General features: G+C 43.2%; 9 protein-coding genes. 5 read left to right on the forward strand and 4 right to left on the reverse strand.

Features of this window, described 5'->3' with window-relative positions; all coding sequences use genetic code 11:
• Positions 1-3 precede the first annotated feature (3 nt).
• The 5 genes from AC1DRQ_RS05470 (at position 4) to AC1DRQ_RS05490 (ending at position 9003) form a co-directional block, all read left to right on the forward strand.
• Positions 4-3351, forward strand: coding sequence for a SusC/RagA family TonB-linked outer membrane protein (locus tag AC1DRQ_RS05470; protein WP_477422726.1), 3348 nt, complete (start codon positions 4-6; stop codon positions 3349-3351).
• A gap of 27 nt (positions 3352-3378) precedes the next feature.
• Positions 3379-5037, forward strand: coding sequence for a RagB/SusD family nutrient uptake outer membrane protein (locus AC1DRQ_RS05475; RefSeq protein WP_477422728.1), 1659 nt, complete (start codon positions 3379-3381; stop codon positions 5035-5037).
• Between the two features lie 267 nt (positions 5038-5304).
• Positions 5305-6027, forward strand: coding sequence for a rhamnogalacturonan acetylesterase (locus tag AC1DRQ_RS05480; RefSeq protein WP_477422730.1), 723 nt, complete (start codon positions 5305-5307; stop codon positions 6025-6027).
• Entirely contained in the window at positions 6017-7672 is a 1656-nt protein-coding gene (locus tag AC1DRQ_RS05485) for a glycoside hydrolase family 43 protein (protein WP_477422732.1), read from the forward strand. Before AC1DRQ_RS05480 ends, AC1DRQ_RS05485 begins: the two co-directional genes overlap by 11 nt.
• 113 nt (positions 7673-7785) lie before the next feature.
• Entirely contained in the window at positions 7786-9003 is a 1218-nt protein-coding gene (locus AC1DRQ_RS05490) for a glycoside hydrolase family 88/105 protein (protein WP_477422733.1), read from the forward strand.
• Between the two features lie 66 nt (positions 9004-9069).
• On the opposite strand, the gene AC1DRQ_RS05495 is transcribed toward AC1DRQ_RS05490, so the two are convergent.
• The 4 genes from AC1DRQ_RS05495 to AC1DRQ_RS05510 form a co-directional block, all read right to left on the reverse strand.
• Positions 9070-10434, reverse strand: a complete 1365-nt coding sequence (locus AC1DRQ_RS05495; RefSeq protein ID WP_477422734.1) for a TolB-like translocation protein — start codon at positions 10432-10434, stop codon at positions 9070-9072.
• Between the two features lie 29 nt (positions 10435-10463).
• A complete protein-coding gene (locus AC1DRQ_RS05500) occupies positions 10464-11867 on the reverse strand; it encodes a glycoside hydrolase family 88/105 protein (RefSeq protein WP_477422736.1) in 1404 nt (467 codons plus the stop codon).
• A gap of 140 nt (positions 11868-12007) precedes the next feature.
• On the reverse strand, positions 12008-13981 hold the full coding sequence (locus AC1DRQ_RS05505) for a RagB/SusD family nutrient uptake outer membrane protein (protein WP_477422737.1): 1974 nt from the start codon (positions 13979-13981) through the stop codon (positions 12008-12010).
• A gap of 29 nt (positions 13982-14010) precedes the next feature.
• Positions 14011-17484 carry a TonB-dependent receptor gene (locus AC1DRQ_RS05510; RefSeq protein ID WP_477422739.1) on the reverse strand — a complete coding sequence of 1158 codons (3474 nt, stop codon included), beginning with the start codon at positions 17482-17484 and terminating at the stop codon, positions 14011-14013.
• Positions 17485-17489 lie beyond the last annotated feature (5 nt).

Below are 17489 nucleotides of genomic sequence, written 5' to 3' on the forward strand. Positions count from 1 at the left end.
GTTATGAAAAAAACTCTTGCGTTTAAGCAATGGTGCACATTATCTGATGGTTCTGCACGCCAGTTATTAAACACATCCCGAAAAATTATGAGACTCAGTTTTATTATCCTGTTGGTAATACTGATTTCCGGCCAATTGCTCTTAGCTTCATCAAGTAAGGGCCAATCCCTGGATAAGATCAATATTAAGATAGCATTGCGTAACGAAACTCTAAAATCTATAATTAAAGAAATTGAAAAGCAAACCAATTTAAGATTTGCTTACAAAGACAATGTGCCCGCAAACACCCGCATCAATCTTTTATCCGAAAATAAATCGGTAAAAGATATCCTGGATGAACTTTTTGCTACCCGTGGAATTGGCTACAGCCAGATAGACAATAATATAATTTTGTTTAACAACGCTGTTTCAGGGCCTACAGGATCAGCTGTTAGTAATAACGGCGGCCAGATAGCAACAATTACCGTGAATGGTAAAGTAACCGACGAAAAAGGTGAACCTCTGCCTGGTGTATCAGTAAGAATAAAAGACACCAATATAGGTGTTGCCACTAATCTTTCCGGCGATTTTACCATTACGGTTCCTAATGCCAATACAGTGTTGGTATTTACCTTTTTAGGGTTCAAATCATTAGAACAAAGTGTTAATGGAAAAACTTTTTTAAAAGTATCGTTAGTACCATTAAGTAAATCGCTCGAAGAGGTGATCATTGTGGGGTATGGTACGGTAAAAAAGAGGGACCTTACCGGTTCTGTGGTTTCTGTTAAAGGAGATGAGATCACCAAAGTTGCGGCATCAAACCCAATGGAAGCGCTTCAGGGAAAGGTTTCGGGCGTAGATATTGTACGCACAAGCGGTGGTGCAGGTGCAAATGTGAGCGTAACCGTGCGTGGAAACCGGTCACTATCAGCCGGTAATGGCCCCCTTTACATAGTTGACGGGATACAATACAGCAACTATGAGGATATCAATCAAAACGATATCGCATCAATGGAGTTTTTAAAGGATGCATCGTCCACAGCCATTTATGGATCGCGCGGTGCAAACGGTGTAATTATAATCACCACAAAAAGAGGTGCCGATGGAAAACCTAAGGTAGCTGCCGGTTCATATTATGGAATTTCGGATATTGCCGGCTACCCGGTACCCATGACAGGGGCACAATATGCGAATCTAAAGCGCGAAGGTTTTAGAACCATTGGAACGTGGAACTCTATTGCCGACGACCCGAAAGTTTTTACCAGTGCTGGCGATCTGGCTGCAGTTCAAAACGGTCTATCCTATTACTGGCCGGGCTTTTTACTGCATAAAGGTTCCCAACAGGATTATAACGCAAGTGTTTCTGGCGGAAGCGAAAAAACAAAAGCTTATTTTTCTTTTGATTATTTTAAGGAAAAAGGTTTGTATGCCAATGATTATTCCAACAGGTACACCTTGCGGTTAAATATAGACCATCAGTTATTCAATGCTTTTAAAGTTGGGCTGCAAAGTCAGCTTGCTTATTATGATCAAAACCTTCGGAACGATGGTGTGCTATCTGTGGCTAACAAAGTTATCCCTTATTTTAATCCGTATAACGCTGATGGCAGCATAGCTAAATTTCCGGGTAACGGCAACCAGGCTAATCCGCTTTTTGATGATGATGCAGCACAGTTTGTAAATAATAACAAAATTACCCATTTGCTTTCAACCGCTTACGCAGAATGGAAGCCGATAAGTAGCTTAACCATACGGTCAAATTTGGGCATTACCTTGTCCAATTCACGTAACGGACATTTTGAAAGCGCCAATACTATAAACAGAGCACTGTCTTCGGGGTCACTATCGTCAGTAGCCAATTCAAATGAAACTAATTTGCTTTGGGAAAACATTATTACCTGGCAAAAAAAGATAGCCAGTCATAGCTTAGATATAACGGGTGTTACCAGTTATCAATCAAATGTTATGGACCAATCATCAGCACAAGGCACCGGACAATTAATACCCGACCAATCTTTTTATGCGCTGCAAAACAACCCATCTAACTTAAAAATATCAAGTAACTACGTTGGGCAACATTTAACTTCGGGGGCGTTGCGCTTAAATTATTCATTTAAAGACAGGTATTTACTCACACTTACCGGGCGTGCCGATGGTTCATCCGTATTATCGTCAGGAAATAAGTGGGCATTCTTCCCTTCGGCAGCCGCAGCCTGGCGTGTAGTTGATGAGGGATTTATGAAGACCCAAAATGTATTTTCTGAATTGAAATTACGCTTAAGTTATGGCGTGGCCGGTAATGCCGCGGTAAGCGCATATCAAACCCAAAGTAAGGCAGCGCTTATCCCATTTTCATGGAACGATATAACAGCATTAGCATATGGCCTTGATCCAAATATCGGAAACCCACAACTAAACTGGGAGTTAACAGGAACGTTAAACGCCGGTATTGATTTCGGAATTTATAAAGACAGGGTTTCGGGCACCGTAGATTATTATGATTCACATACCAGGGATCTGTTGTTGCCACAGCAATTACCGGCCTCTACAGGAGCGCTAAGAACACTGGCCAATGTTGGCAAAAGCCGTAATACAGGTATTGAGGTCGCGCTAAAAACCATTAACGTTCGATCAAATAATTTCTCATGGACATCCAATATTACCTATACGCGTAATAAGGAGCGTATCACTTATTTACCAAATGGAGTAAATGATCTTGCCAATGGTTGGTTTATAGGTCATCCGGTAGTATCGTATTACGATTATCAAAAAGTAGGGATATGGCAAACATCCGAAACTGCCCAGGCAGCAAGTTATGGTTACAAGCCGGGTGACATTAAAGTGGCCGATATTGATAACGACGGAAAGTTTACCACCACATTTGACCGTAAAATACTTGGTTCAGCTGTCCCAACATACAGCTTTGGCTTTAGTAATGATTTTAAATATAAAAGCTTTGATTTGAATGTGCAGGTATTTGGACGTATCGGACAGATGTTCATATCTCAATATGCGTTAAAATATGAACCTAACGCAATTGAAAATGGCGCCAATGTAGATTATTGGACACCTGAAAACCCAACAAATGAGTACCCAAGACCCAGTGCCAATATTACAAAGGCATCCGAGCCATTTGCTTCAACATTGGGCTACAAAGATGGTTCCTATGTTAAAATAAGGAACGCCACGCTTGGGTTTACTTTTCCGGCAAGTGTAACTAAATCAATCCATGTATCTAATTTAAGGATATATGTGAGTGCCAAAAACTTTGCGACATTCTCAAAAATAAAGGGTTATGATCCTGAAGGCGGTGGTTCGTTCGATAGGCCGCTTACAAAATTGTTTCTGGCCGGATTAAATCTTTCCTTTTAACAAATACTAATATTTAAAAAATATATTATGAAAAAATTACTAAAAAGCTGGGCACTGTTACTCATAGCCATTGCCGCTTCATTTAGTGCCTGCAACAAAAAGCTTGAAGAATATAATCCCAGTAATTTAACTGCCAAAACTGTTTATACCAAGGCAGTTGGCTTTGAAACATTGGTTAACGCGGCCTATACCTATACCCGGTTTTGGTATGGTAAAGAGGAGGGATACCTGGCATCTGAAATGGGAACAGATATATGGACAAGCGGCACCGGCGATCCATACCCCATGTTTACCCAATACATCAATTTTCAAGGTACTGCCGATCCGCTGCCGCTATTATGGAACAATATGTATGCCGGTGTAAATTTATGCAATACAGGTATAGCACAAATTGCTGCTGTAACAGATTATACGCCAGCCCAAAAACTGAACCGCGAAGCCGAACTGCGTTTTTTAAGAGCATTTTATTACTGGCACATTGTTGAAACCTGGGGCGGAGTAAACTTTACCACCCAACCAACTGAAGGTGCTAATACCGTAGCTAATAAAACACCGGTAGAAACTTTTTACAACCAGATATTTGAGGACCTCAAATTCGCGGTAGCTAATTTAACCCCCACCACTGCCGATTATGGCCGTGCCACAATACCGGTAGCCAAAGCCTTTTTAGCGCGGATGTATTTAACCCGCGGTATGAATACCGAAGCATTTAACATGGCCGATGATGTAATTAAAAACTATGGCTATGCATTGCAACCAAAGTATGCAGATCTGTGGAATATGGGGAACCTGAAAAATAAAGAGGTAATTTGGGCCGTTGATTATTCAACTAATTTGGCCAATAACGATCTTACATCGGCAACCTATCCAAACGGGCACTACCGTGGTTCAAACAACGGGCACTTAATGTACCTAATGGTTTATGACCAGGTAAATACAAGCCTGCTCATCCGGGATATTCCAAACGGAAGGCCGTTTAACAGGTATATGCCTACTTTGGCTTATTTAAATATGTTTGATCAGCAAAATGATTCACGTTATGCCGGTTCTTTTCAAAGTGTTTGGTATGCTAATAAAGGCGGTACTTATAATGGCAATACTATTAAAGTTGGCGATACGGTTTGCTACACACCTAATGCTACTATACCGGCAGCATCACAAAGCAATAAATATGTTACTTACGACCTGGCCAAGGTATATGCATCAAACGGGGTGCCCATTCAGCGTAAGTTTTATGTTTCTTTATCGAAATTTAAAGATTCGACACGTGCAAGCGTGGCTGAGGCTCAAAGTGCCCGCGATGTTTTTGTGATCAGGCTGGCAGAGATGTATCTGATTGCTGCCGAGGCAAAATTAAACCTGGGCGACCCTGGAACCGCGGCAACTTACATTAATGTACTAAGAACAAGGGCGGCAAAAACTGGACGCACAGCAGAAATGCAGATCACGGCTGCACAGGTTAATCTCGACTTTATTTTAGACGAAAGAGCGCGTGAGTTAGGTGGCGAACAGTTACGATGGTTTGATTTGAAACGAACAGGAAAATTAGCAAGTCGTATCCAGGTTATGAATCCGGATGCGGCTATTAATTTCAAACCATACCATTTGGTAAGACCGATACCCCAGGGACAAATTGATGCCGTGACTAATAAAGATGTGTTTAAACAAAACCCGGGGTATAATTAAATTTTTAAAGAGGAGGAGTTTAATAGCTCCCCTCTTTAAAAATTTCTGAGCGCTTAACAATTATATACTCCGGCATTCACAGTGTTACGATGCCATGGGGTAATTAAATAAGAAATGAATAAATTGTTTGCCTCAGAACGTGTCTTTGTCGGACCGGAAGAGAAAGAATAATTATGATAACTAAAACTCGAAAGTATGATGCATAGGAACAGCAATATTAAATTTAGAACTATATTTTCATGTGTTTTAATAAGCGCGGCGTTGCTGATGTCTTTTCTTATTGTTCCCGGCCGCATCACCGTTTATCTGGCTGGTGATTCCACGATGTCCAACAAACAGCCTAAGGCTTTTCCTGAGACAGGCTGGGGGATGCCTTTCAGCTCGTTTTTTGATAGCACGGTAACTGTAGATAACCGGGCACAGAATGGCCGGAGTACTAAAACATTCATCAGTGAAGGCTTATGGGATTCCATTACTGGCAGCTTACAGGAGGGCGATTATGTATTTATACAATTTGGCCATAATGATGAAGTGCCCACCAAAAAGAGCTACATCAATGAACAGGGATACCGGGATAATTTAGCAAGATTCATTCGCGAAACGAGGGACAAAAAAGCAAACCCGGTATTGCTGACACCCGTGGCACGAAGAAAGTTTGATACGACAGGAACTATCGTGGGGACACACGAAGTGTATTCCGCGATTGTACGTAAACTGGCAGCAGAGCAAAAAGTTCCGCTGATTGATCTGGATAGGGAGAGTCAGGCTTTATTGCAAAAGCTCGGGGCCGAGGGATCAAAAAAATTATTTAATTACCTGGCTCCGGGAGAAAGTGTTAACTATCCGAAAGGCCAGGCTGACAATACACACTTTAATGAACTGGGAGCCCGAAAAATGGCTGAGATTGTTTTAGAAGGTATCCGGTCATTAAAGCTTGAACTTGCCCGGCATATTGCCCCTTCAAAACTTAAACCAGCCTATGAAAAATAAACTGGTGTTCATTACACTATTAATTACAACCGGGCAGGTTTTTGCCCAACAAAAAAAACAAATACCCACGGCAGGTACCAATTACATCTCTAAGGTATGGGTGGCAGATCAGGGTAACGGTACCTATAAGAATCCAGTGATAAACGCCGATTATTCTGATCCGGATGCCATTCGTGTTGGAGACGATTTCTATCTTGTTTCTTCCAGCTTTGAAGCAATTCCGGGTTTGCCTGTATTGCATTCAAAAGATTTGGTTAACTGGAGTATAGTAGGCCACGCGTTGTTGAAGCAGCCGCCTTTTAATCATTTTGATGTGCCGCGGCATGGTGATGGGGTCTGGGCCCCTGCCATCCGTTATTACCATAACGAATTTTATATCTATTATCCCGATCCTGATTTTGGCATTTACCTGGTAAAGGCCAAAAATCCTGCAGGCCCCTGGGGCAAACCAATTATGGTGATGGAAGGCAAAGGTATAATAGATCCCTGCCCGCTGCTTGATAGCGATGGCAGCATGTACCTTGTACATGGCTTTGCAGGCAGCCGGGCCGGTATAAAAAGCGTGATCGCCGTAAACAAACTGAACAAAGATGGAAACAGGGTAGTTGACGATGGTGTGATTGTTTATGACGGACATGAAACTGACCCGACCATTGAAGGCCCGAAATTTTATAAGCGCAACGGATATTACTACATTTTTGCCCCGGCCGGTGGCGTACCTACAGGCTGGCAGCTGGTGCTGCGTTCAAAAAATATTTATGGACCGTACGAACGGCGGGTGGTAATGGATCAGGGGAAAAGTACCACCAACGGTCCGCATCAGGGCGCATGGGTAAACACACCAACAGGGGAGGATTGGTTCCTGCATTTTCAGGATAAGGGCGTTTACGGGCGCGTGGTGCATTTACAACCCATGACGTGGAAGGATAACTGGCCGGTTATTGGCGTGGATAAGGATGGCGACGATAAAGGTGAACCTGTATTGACTTATAAAAAGCCTAATGTTGGTAAAATATATCCGGTAACCACCCCGCAGGAAAGCGACGAATTTAACAGCACAATCCTGGGTTTACAATGGCAATGGATGGCCAACACAAAGCCTGTATGGATGTTTATGAATATCGCTAAGGGAGCTTTGCGGCTGTACAGCTATCAATTGCCAACTGATGCCGCTAACCTGTGGTTTGCGCCAAATGTGCTATTACAAAAGTTTCCGGCTGATGAATTTACAGCTACCACCAAAATAACCTTTACCCCCAATTTAAAGCTGGAGGGCGAAAAAACGGGACTTACTATTATGGGTTTCAGTTATGCTAATATAGCCATGAAAAGTAAAAAGGATGGCGTATACCTGGTGTTTACAACTTGTGTGGATGCGGATAAAGGCAAACAAGAGCAGGAGGAGATTATTACAAAGCTATCGTCGCCAACCATTTATTTGCGTGTTAAAGTAGGGAAGAATGCCGTATGTAACTTTAGCTATAGCACCGATGGGGTAGGCTTTAAAAATGTCGGCCAACCATTTACCGCCGAAGCTGGTCGTTGGATTGGAGCTAAGATTGGCTTGTTTTGTACGCGCACAAATCAGATCAATGACTCGGGGTATGCTGATATAGACTGGTTTAGGATTACGGCCAATAATTAATACAATAAGGTATGGGCATGTTTAAAATGTATATCAAATAGTTTGTTAGTCAACAATAAATAAAAATAAAATGAAGATGATCCGGTTGGTTTATCATCACCAAATGAATTTGTATGAGAATTGATCAACGTAAAAAAAGATGTCTGTTTTTTATTGCCATAGTCGCGCTGTGTTCACCGGCATTACAGGCTCAAGATAAACTGCCTTATTCACAGCGCATGGCACAAACGGTTATGACTATTTGGAAAGATAGCTTGCCAACCGGCGATAAGTGGACCTATGACCAGGGCGTGATTTTGAAAGGAATAGAAGGTATTTGGCAACAAACCGGCGACGAAAAATACTTCACATACATACAGCATTGTATGGATAGATACGTTACACCTGATGGCAATATACGCACCTACCGGCAAGCCGATTACAATATAGATAATGTGTTATGCGGTCGTAATTTATTAACGCTATATAAGGTGCTGGGCACCGAAAAATACTATAAAGCGGCAACATTGCTGCGCGACCAATTACGGAAACAACCGCGGGTGCACGAGGGAGGCTTTTGGCATAAAAACCGCTACCCAAACCAGATGTGGCTGGACGGTTTATATATGGGTGAACCTTTTTATGCTGAATATGCCGCTACTTTTCATGAGGATACCGCTTTCAATGATATTGCCAAACAATTTATCTTAATGGAAGCGAAAGCCCGGGACACAAAAACAGGGCTGCTGTACCATGGCTGGGATCAAAGTAAAAAAGAGCGCTGGGCTAACCCGGAAACCGGCTTGTCACCTAATTTTTGGGGCCGGGCTATGGGGTGGTATGGTATGGCATTGGTTGATGTGCTTGATCATTTTCCGGCGCAGCATCCAAAACGCGCTGAATTATTGGCGATACTTAACCGGTTTGCCACCGCAATTGTTAAGTATCAGGATAAAAATTCTGGCTTGTGGTACCAGGTACTTGATAGAGATACCGCCAAGGGAAATTATCCGGAAGCATCAGCATCGTGCATGTTTGTATATACTATGGCAAAAGCGGTAAGACAAGGATATTTGAAACCGGCCTATTTACCCGCCATTCAAAAAGGGTATAACGGAATTATAAAAAAATTTATTGAAACAGATGCGAATGGTCAGCTAAATCTTAACGGGACAGTGAGTGTATCAGGTCTTGGAGGAAAACCATATCGTGATGGAAGCTACGCGTATTATTTGAGCGAAAAGGTGATAACAAACGATGCTAAAGGCGTTGGGGCATTTATATTAGCCAGTGTGGAGGTGGAACGTTTAACTGATCTGCATAATAAGAAAACAAAACTGAACAGAGACTAAAAACACCGGCCAGCTAAATTTATGCTGGCTCGGTGACGGTTGACGGATCTAAATCATGTGCTGTTATTATTTCTGTTTATAAGTACGCTTTAGCCAGGCTTCCGGAACAGGCACAATGCAAATGTTCATAGACCGATTATCCTCGGAAAGCATGGCCGACTGGATCTCGATCCGGGTACCATCCGGGCTGAAAGTTGGGTGCGGATGATCTGCAGCCGTAGCCTTGTGCCCTGTGGTAAGTAGTATCATTTCATGGGTATGCCTGTCTATCAGGTACAAACCCCTGTCAAAGTCATCGCCTACAGCAAACCTGCCATCAGCCGATCCGCTCACGTGCCATAACCCACTGCCTGAAGGTGTTTGACCGGCAATGGTCATTTCTCTTGTTCTGATATTCACAATACCCAGTCCTGTCGGTTTCTCGCGTGTGCCTGAAGGTCCCCACGCTGCTTCCTGTCCCGGGTTGGCTCCGTTCACCGCTGTTCCTGCAGCTGTAGTACCCACAGTGTTGGGTATTTTACGATGTCCCATGATAGAGAAAGCAACCTCATCCTTAGTAATAACAGCCTCGTGCGTTACCCATTCATAAGGAGATTCAGGATAAAGTGGGCGCAATCCAGTACCATCGGCATTTACTATCCAGGTACGTTGTGGAGATTTGCCACCCGTTTCCCAGCAAAAAATAATTTCGCCTGCTACCCAGGGGTTTGTTTGAATATGACCTACCTGAAATGGTACCGCGACAACGTGTTTTATTTCACCGGTTTTAATGTTCATTCCGGCAATACCTGATGGTCCTGCACCCATTTTGCGCGGGCCAAAGGCTTCTTCAAGTTTAGTGCCCGGAGCTAAACGTCGGGCGGCTTCGGCCTTTCCTATACGGAAATAAGCCCAGTCTTCAGCACCGTCAAGTGCCATATCACCGCCAGCCCCTATCTCAGGCGGCGTTGTTCCGCAAATGCGCTGGTAATGATCGGCAGATTTTAGTTTTCCCGATTTACTATCGGCAAAAAGCGAAGCCAGATCAACCTCTACAATTTCCATTGATCCTTCCGGGGCCGATTTGGGTGGGTTACGCATAAAATATAATTTCATGCTCTTACGGGCAATATTTAACATGCCAACATAACCGCCTTCTGTTACCTGCACCATTTCTCCCGTTTTTTCATTTACAGCTATGGCTTCGCCATGAACACGATCTGACCGGAAGATGAGCCATTGCATGTCAGACGTCCATTGATTATGCGTTTGGTATATTTTGGAATCACCGGCAGGCGTACTGGTTAAAAAAGTAAGCATGGTTCCGGTTATGGGATCTTTAACTACCTTACGTTCAGACGGAAAACGTTTGCCGATTTGTGCATGAGCAGAAAAATAAGTAAAAACCAGGGCCAATGTCGCGGTAATAACTGTATAGCGTTTTATATTCATATTAATCATGAGGTTTAGGTTGATAATGTTTATTTATTTACCTGTACTGAACTATCGTTAATTACAAACGGGTGATTTTGCAGCATACGGTAAATTTCGGCCCCGGCAAGTAAAACCGGGCCATAACCATGCGCGGCATAGTTGTTTACCGGGCGATAATAATAAAAGGCAGGATCGAAACCCATACCTGTACCTACGCAGGTACCTTCTACCTGGCCCTTATCATTTACTTTGGTACTTACAGCATTCCAGGCCAAAAGCGCCGCAGGGCCATAAGCTTTAGCATCCAGCCATCCCTTATTAATTGCCCGCGCAAAGCAATAAGCGTAAATGGCCGTAGCAGATGTTTCCAGATACGAATCGTTACGGTCAAGCAACTGGTGCCAGAAACCGGTTGCATCCTGACGCTGGGCAAGGCCCGCAGCGTGTTTCTTTAACATTTCTATCAGCGTTGCTCTCCCCGGATGATCTTGCGGAAGCGCATCAAGCAATTCTATTTTTGTTAAAATAGCCCAACCATTAGCCCTGGCCCAATGAAACTGCGGATGCGGATCCATGTCCTGGATCCAGCCATGCATATATAATCCGCGTTCGGGGTTAAACATGCGTTTACTGAATAGCTCATATTGTTTTACAGCTTCATCAAAATACTTCCTGTCGCCGGTAAGCACACCCATTTGGGCAAGCGCGGGCAGACTCATATACAGGTCATCAAGCCATAAGGTATTGGGTTGAGGACGATTGCGCGCCAATGTACCATCAGCTAAACGAAACTGTTTTGTGAGGATAAAGTTGATATAGTTATCAATTATCGGCCGCAGATCAGGTTTTACTGCCCCGGCTCTCAAGGCCTTGATCATTGCGGCAGCCATTGATCCGGCATCGTCAAGCGCCTGCGGTTCAATCACCGATTTTACGGGTGTTACTGCCTGCGGAGAGCTTTTGAGGTAATTCTTAAATCCTGAAACCACGCTTCCGATATAATTTAGCCTGTTTAGGGTATAGTCGGTAAACCGCTTATCGCCGGTTGCAGCTCCCGCCTCCAGCATGCCGGTATAGGTTACTCCCCATTCATAGCTGATCAGCCTGAAATCGCCCTGTGCAAAAACGCTGTTAGCGTTTAACTTGGAGAGTGCGCTGATATTTTGCCCACTTGATTTATCAATTAACTGATAAGGTGTAACCTCATTCAGATAATGATAAACCCGGTCAAGAACAGCTTTAACACCGGCCTGTTTAGTTTCACCATAAGGGGTTATATAAGCAGGCTTCAGCAAATGCAGTGGGGTAGTAGCATCGTTATTTTTTGAAGTAGTATTTTGACTGTATGATGCCTGTGAAAGGGTTTGAAATAGCAAAGTAGCAAAACAGCAATTTAAAACAAGCCGCGAAAACCTGCGATTTGTTTTTGGTTTGGTATCAGATTGGTTCATTTAAAGGGTAATTAAAGTATGGTTGATGTATTAGTTATAAAGTTATCATATTAGTCATTCTCCAATCTGTATTAAACAGCATATTAATAGCTACTCAAACAGGAATATCCTGTTTGAGTAGCTATTACAGATAAATATTGTTACCATCCCGGATTCTGGTATTCCGTTTTTTGACCGGGTTGCATAGGTTGGCCGTTTATGGTTGTGGCATCGATCTGAACCTGTGGAATAGGTCTTAACTTATCCCTGACTACAATACTGGTGGCATCTTTATTAAACAATTTTGTTCTGTCATATAATGTTTCTGTACGCACCAGATCTTCCCAGCGATAAAATTCGCCACATAGTTCACGCGTACGTTCATTGAGCATAAAATGAATAAAGCGATCAGATGTACCGGCAACCGTTGGCGGATAATTCTCACTCGCGGCGTTAGTTGTAAATAAATCCATCGTTGCCATCAACTGCGGATAAGTATCAGATACGTCGCCAGGTGTGCTGCCGTCAAACATATAAGTTTGCGGGTTCTTAAATTCACCGGCATGGTAGGCCGCTCTTTGGCGTATTTTATTGATATACATCAGCGCGGTATTGTAATCGCCTTTACGGCCATACGCCTCAGCAGCAATCAGGTAGGTTTCGGCTAAACGGGCAACTATACCATTACGGATGCCCCGTTCTTCATTATAATCGCTCGTTACACGCACCGGATCAAGCATTTTTACCAAAGTAAGGTACTTGTTATTGTTAAAACCCTGCTGTATAGCGCCACCTGGTGTAGTGGTATAATACCGGGCATAAACAGTGTACCTGTACTTAGCTATTTGTGCAGTGGTTACCGGATTGTTTTTCGTATTCACAATAAATAATGCCGCGGTATCTCCTACACCAAACCTGTTAGCGCCTACCAATGATGGATTAGGTGCATCGCCCGCTGTAAATTTAGGTGTACCCGCGTTGGTGTTAGAATAAAACACCGTACGGAAGCTTTTATAAAAACGCGAATCGTTTTTACGGTCGAACAGGTCAATGGTATAATCTGAAGGGCCTAAACGGCGATAGGGCCTGCCGTTAAAATTATCGGTATTACGGGCCAAACCGGGGATGCCCACATCGTACTGACAAATGTAATACTCATGTGTACGGTTGCCACTGGAGCCATTCAAGGTAAGATCTTTGATAAACTGGGCCGCGAAAATGATTTCTTTGCTGGCCTGTGCTGTCTGGAACTTGCTGATATCACCTGAAGGGGCAGAACCATTTTGCCCGATGGCAGGTGTGGCTACCTTTGGATAACCCGCCGGGTAAACACCATTCCAGATATTCATATAATCGCTTTCCAGCGCATAATACGGGCTGTTAATTACTTGCGTGGCATAATAAGCCGCACTGTCAATATCAGTTGGCTGCTGGCCGCGTACATCATGAACCGCACTGCCACGGGTTAAATACACCTTAGCCAGGAAATGCTGCGCTGCACCTTGAGTAGCCCTGCCCTGATCTGTTGTTGTTGGAGAAAGGTTAGCGGCTGCATAGCGAAGATCATTGATAATTTGTTTATACACCCCGGCAACAGAGGCGCGCGCAAAATCAGTTTGCTTGCCTGTGATAGGTTGTAATACTAAAGGCACCCCTGCAAACTGCTGCACCAGTTGGAAATAGTAATATCCTCTCAGAAACCTAAGTTCTGCCGTGCGCTGGGTAACCTGCGCCTGTGTGCCAAGCGTTTTAGACGATGTGCTTTTGAAAAGCGGTAACTGCTGAAGACCCATGTTACAACGCCCAATGCCCTGGTAATTATTTACCCATAAACCATTTAATAAACCTTCGGCCGAGTTAAGGCTTGCGGCATAACTGTTATAATATTCATAGTTAAACTGGTCGCCTTCAATAAACTCATCGGTACCAAAATTGTATAAGGCATAAGCCTGCTCACCTTCAAATTTGTTACGAACCGGCGTATAGGCCGATCTTACCAGATCCTCCAAACCCTGATCGGTATTATAATACTCTTGCGTAAGGGTACTTACCAATTCTTCTTTAAGGTATTTCTTACATGATGTAATACTTAAACCCATCATGAGCATCATAACCGGAATGATATATTTTTTCATTTTATTATCTTTAATTGTTACCATTTTGTTTATAAGCCTGCTTTTATACCAAATACTAAGCTCCTGTAACTGTACGATGTAGGTACAGGATTATTGGTACTGCTTGATGGATATGAACTTACATAAGGCACCGTTTCGGGATCATATGTTTTATACTTACTAAACAGGAATGGATTAACCGCGTTAACAGAAAAGGATAAACTTCGCATCTTTATTTTGCTCAGCAGCGAAGCCGGAATCTGGTAGGAAAGCAAGATACTTCTTACCCGCACAAATGATCCGTCCCTGAAACCGTTGGCCTGCCAGTAAAGCGGTATATCGCTGGTAAGGTTAGGCTGCGGATAATCATTAGATGGATTGGTAGGTGTCCAATAATTTAGTTTTATTGATTGATACCGACCAACAAGCGTAGGCCGCGGATCACGGATCAACCCGCCGTGGCTGATATATACAAAGGCCGATAATTCAAACCCTTTGTAGCTAATAGTATTATTAATGCTGCCTGTCCATTGAGGGTTTGGCGAACCGAGCACTACTTTATCGGCTTCAGTTATAGTAGTATCTCCATTCATATCCTGAACACGGATCCTACCGGGCTGTAAGGCAGTATTTGACTTATTACCGGCTTTTTTCCAAAAATAGTCATACAGAATACCGCCCGGCTGGGCATCACTGTTCTGGAATATGCCTTGCCGCTGATAATCATAATATGCCCTGACCGGGGCGCCTATGAACCATTGGCTGGAGATATTATTATTACCTGAACCATCAAGTTGCGTAATAGCCTCCTTGTTTTTAGAGAATACAAAGTCGGTTGTCCATTTGAAACCACCATGATTAACATTAACTGTGGTAAGGGCCACCTCAATGCCCCGGTTCCTGACCTTGCCAAGATTTACCGTTATATTGCTATAACCAGACGCATCAGGTAATTTTTGGGGCTGAATTTCATTTGAATTAGATTCGTAAACATCAATTGAACCCGAAACCCTTCCTCTAAACAAACCATAATCCAGACCTATATTTTTGGTTACCGTTTTTTCCCATGTTAAATCGGGCAGCGGCAAACCATTGGGCGCATAGCCCTGTGCCGGCGTTTGCCCAAAATTATAGTACGACTGGCTTAAAGTGCCATTGGTTAAATATGGCCTGATACCTGAATTGCCTACCGAACCTATACCTCCCCGCACCTTTAACTGATCAATAAAACTTACATTTTTCATAAAGTTTTCCTGATCAATACGCCAGGCTACAGAGCCCGAAGGAAACGCCTTACCCTTATGCTGCTCAGACAGTACAGATGATCCGTCATACCTTTCTGCTAATGTTAAAATGTACTTGCTATTATAGGCGTAAATTACCCTTCCTAAAAATGACGCTAACTGGTATTGCGAAAAACCTCCGCGATAGGTTACTACACCGCTCGCATTGTTTTGTAAAGAATACCATCGTTGCGACTCATAGTTAAGGCCCGTCGCCGAAGCGCTGGTTGAGTCTCTTCTGTCTTTCACCAGCTCTTGTACCGCTGTTACACTGATATCGTGCTTTTTGGCGATGGTAGTAATATATGACAACTGGTTTTGCAGTGTCCAGGTTAAGTTTGAACTTGTATTGTAAGAAGCGCTCGCTGCCCCACCAGCCCTGACTGATGATTGCGAGCCGTTAAACGCGCCATTTCTGGCACTTGATACGTCGGCACCAAACGTACTCTTCAAGGTTAAACCTTTATAAATATTAGCCTGTACATAGGCATTGGCTAATAGGTGGCTCACCCGGTTCTCATTAATCACACTCTTAACATCATTAATCGGGTTGATGATATTGCTATCGTTACCGGGGAACAATACAAAATTACCGCTGCTGTCATAAGGCTCGGCCAAAGGCAATTGCCCGGAGGCTGCACCATATATGTCTGAACCTGTATTTTGTATGGCATTGGCATAGGTGATATTACCACCTGTGCTAAAAAAACTTACAGGCCGGTAACTAACACTATTTGAGATACTATACCGGGTATAGTCCTGCCCTGGTATAATACCCTTTTGTTTCAGATAACCCAGTGAAAAGGCATTGCTGAATTTCTCGGAACCTCCGGATATGGAAAAATTTTGATTTTGTGTTGAACCTGTTCTTAATCCCAGTTTCTGCCAGTCAAAGGTTGATACTTTGGAGGCATCATAAAGTGGTATGTTATCCTGCACAGGATAACCAAGGCTTGTAAGCAAGGCCTTTTCAGCGTCTGTAGCAGGCCGTGTAGCTACATCAAATATGTTGTTTGCGGGGTCATATTTGGTAAAGGTATAACCAGCCATCACTTTATTTAAAACGTTGGGATCAGCACCAAAAAGCTTATAGTCGGATGCAGGATCGGGGAAATACTGTTGATTACCACTTGTAGTACTTAAACTTGAATTATATGATTTGCCACCTACATAAGCATCTCTTTTAAACTGCGCGTATTCTCCACCGTTAAATATGGCCAGCTTGCGTAATATATTATCAAATGATGTACTACCGCTATAATTAACGGTTACCTTACCCGCTTTTCCTTTTCTTGTGGTAACCTGTATAACGCCGTTAGCACCTCTTGAACCATAAATAGCTGTAGCCGATGCATCTTTCAGTACGTCGACCGATTCAATATCAAGAGGGTTAATATCATCAATACTATAGGAAACCGGAACACCATCTACCACAAATAAAGGGTCGTTAGTGGCATTTAATGAACGGGTACCCCTGATACGTATAGCCGACCCGGAACCTGGGCGATAAGAACTTGGTGTTGCAACCAAACCTGGTGCCTGCCCCTGTAAAGCGGTGCTTAAGTTAGCTGCAGGTATTCGGTCCATTTTTTCAACATTAACGGATGCTATAGCGCTTGATACATCGCCCCTTTTTTGGGTACCGTAACCAATTACTACCACTTCACTTAATGCTTTTGATTCGGGCAATAGCTGAACATTCACCACATGACCGGCACCTATGGTAACTTCCTGTGTTTTGAAGCCCACAAAACTAAATATCAATACGCCATTTTGAACATTATCACTGGGCGTATGCAGGCTATATGTACCGCTAACATCAGTAACTGCAGTAGCATTTGTGCCTTTGAGTTTAACACTTACCCCAGGCAATGGCTGGCCAACTTCATCAGTAACCTTACCCGTTATTACTGCGGGGGGCAACGGTGTTGTCATTTCAGGAGTTACCCCTTTTGGTTTTAAAATAATGGTTTTATCTAAAATCTGATAGGTAAAGGGCTGGTCGGCAAAGCATGCAGCCAATACAGTTTCCAAAGGCACATCCGTTACCTCAATGGAAACCTTTTTCGTTTTTTGAAGCAGCTCATCAGCGTACAAAAATCTGTAATTAACCTGCTTGTTAATTTGCTGAAATATGATTTGCAATGAAACATTTTTTTCTGACAGTGTAACAGTTTGCGAATACGAAATCGCGCTTACGTGCATACTACATATCAGTAAAATAACAGAGGTTAGTTTCATAATCA

The organism is Mucilaginibacter sp. P4_E8 (assembly GCF_056401495.1).

Bases quoted from the DNA above. Each gene is read 5' to 3' on its own strand.
- AC1DRQ_RS05470 (WP_477422726.1), top strand. From the start codon at position 4: ATGAAAAAAACTCTTGCGTTTAAGCAATGGTGCACATTATCTGATGGT.
- AC1DRQ_RS05475 (WP_477422728.1), top strand. From the start codon at position 3,379: ATGAAAAAATTACTAAAAAGCTGGGCACTGTTACTCATAGCCATTGCC.
- AC1DRQ_RS05480 (WP_477422730.1), top strand. From the start codon at position 5,305: ATGTCTTTTCTTATTGTTCCCGGCCGCATCACCGTTTATCTGGCTGGT.
- AC1DRQ_RS05485 (WP_477422732.1), top strand. From the start codon at position 6,017: ATGAAAAATAAACTGGTGTTCATTACACTATTAATTACAACCGGGCAG.
- AC1DRQ_RS05490 (WP_477422733.1), top strand. From the start codon at position 7,786: ATGAGAATTGATCAACGTAAAAAAAGATGTCTGTTTTTTATTGCCATA.
- AC1DRQ_RS05495 (WP_477422734.1), bottom strand. From the start codon at position 10,434: ATGAATATAAAACGCTATACAGTTATTACCGCGACATTGGCCCTGGTT.
- AC1DRQ_RS05500 (WP_477422736.1), bottom strand. From the start codon at position 11,867: ATGAACCAATCTGATACCAAACCAAAAACAAATCGCAGGTTTTCGCGG.
- AC1DRQ_RS05505 (WP_477422737.1), bottom strand. From the start codon at position 13,981: ATGAAAAAATATATCATTCCGGTTATGATGCTCATGATGGGTTTAAGT.
- AC1DRQ_RS05510 (WP_477422739.1), bottom strand. From the start codon at position 17,484: ATGAAACTAACCTCTGTTATTTTACTGATATGTAGTATGCACGTAAGC.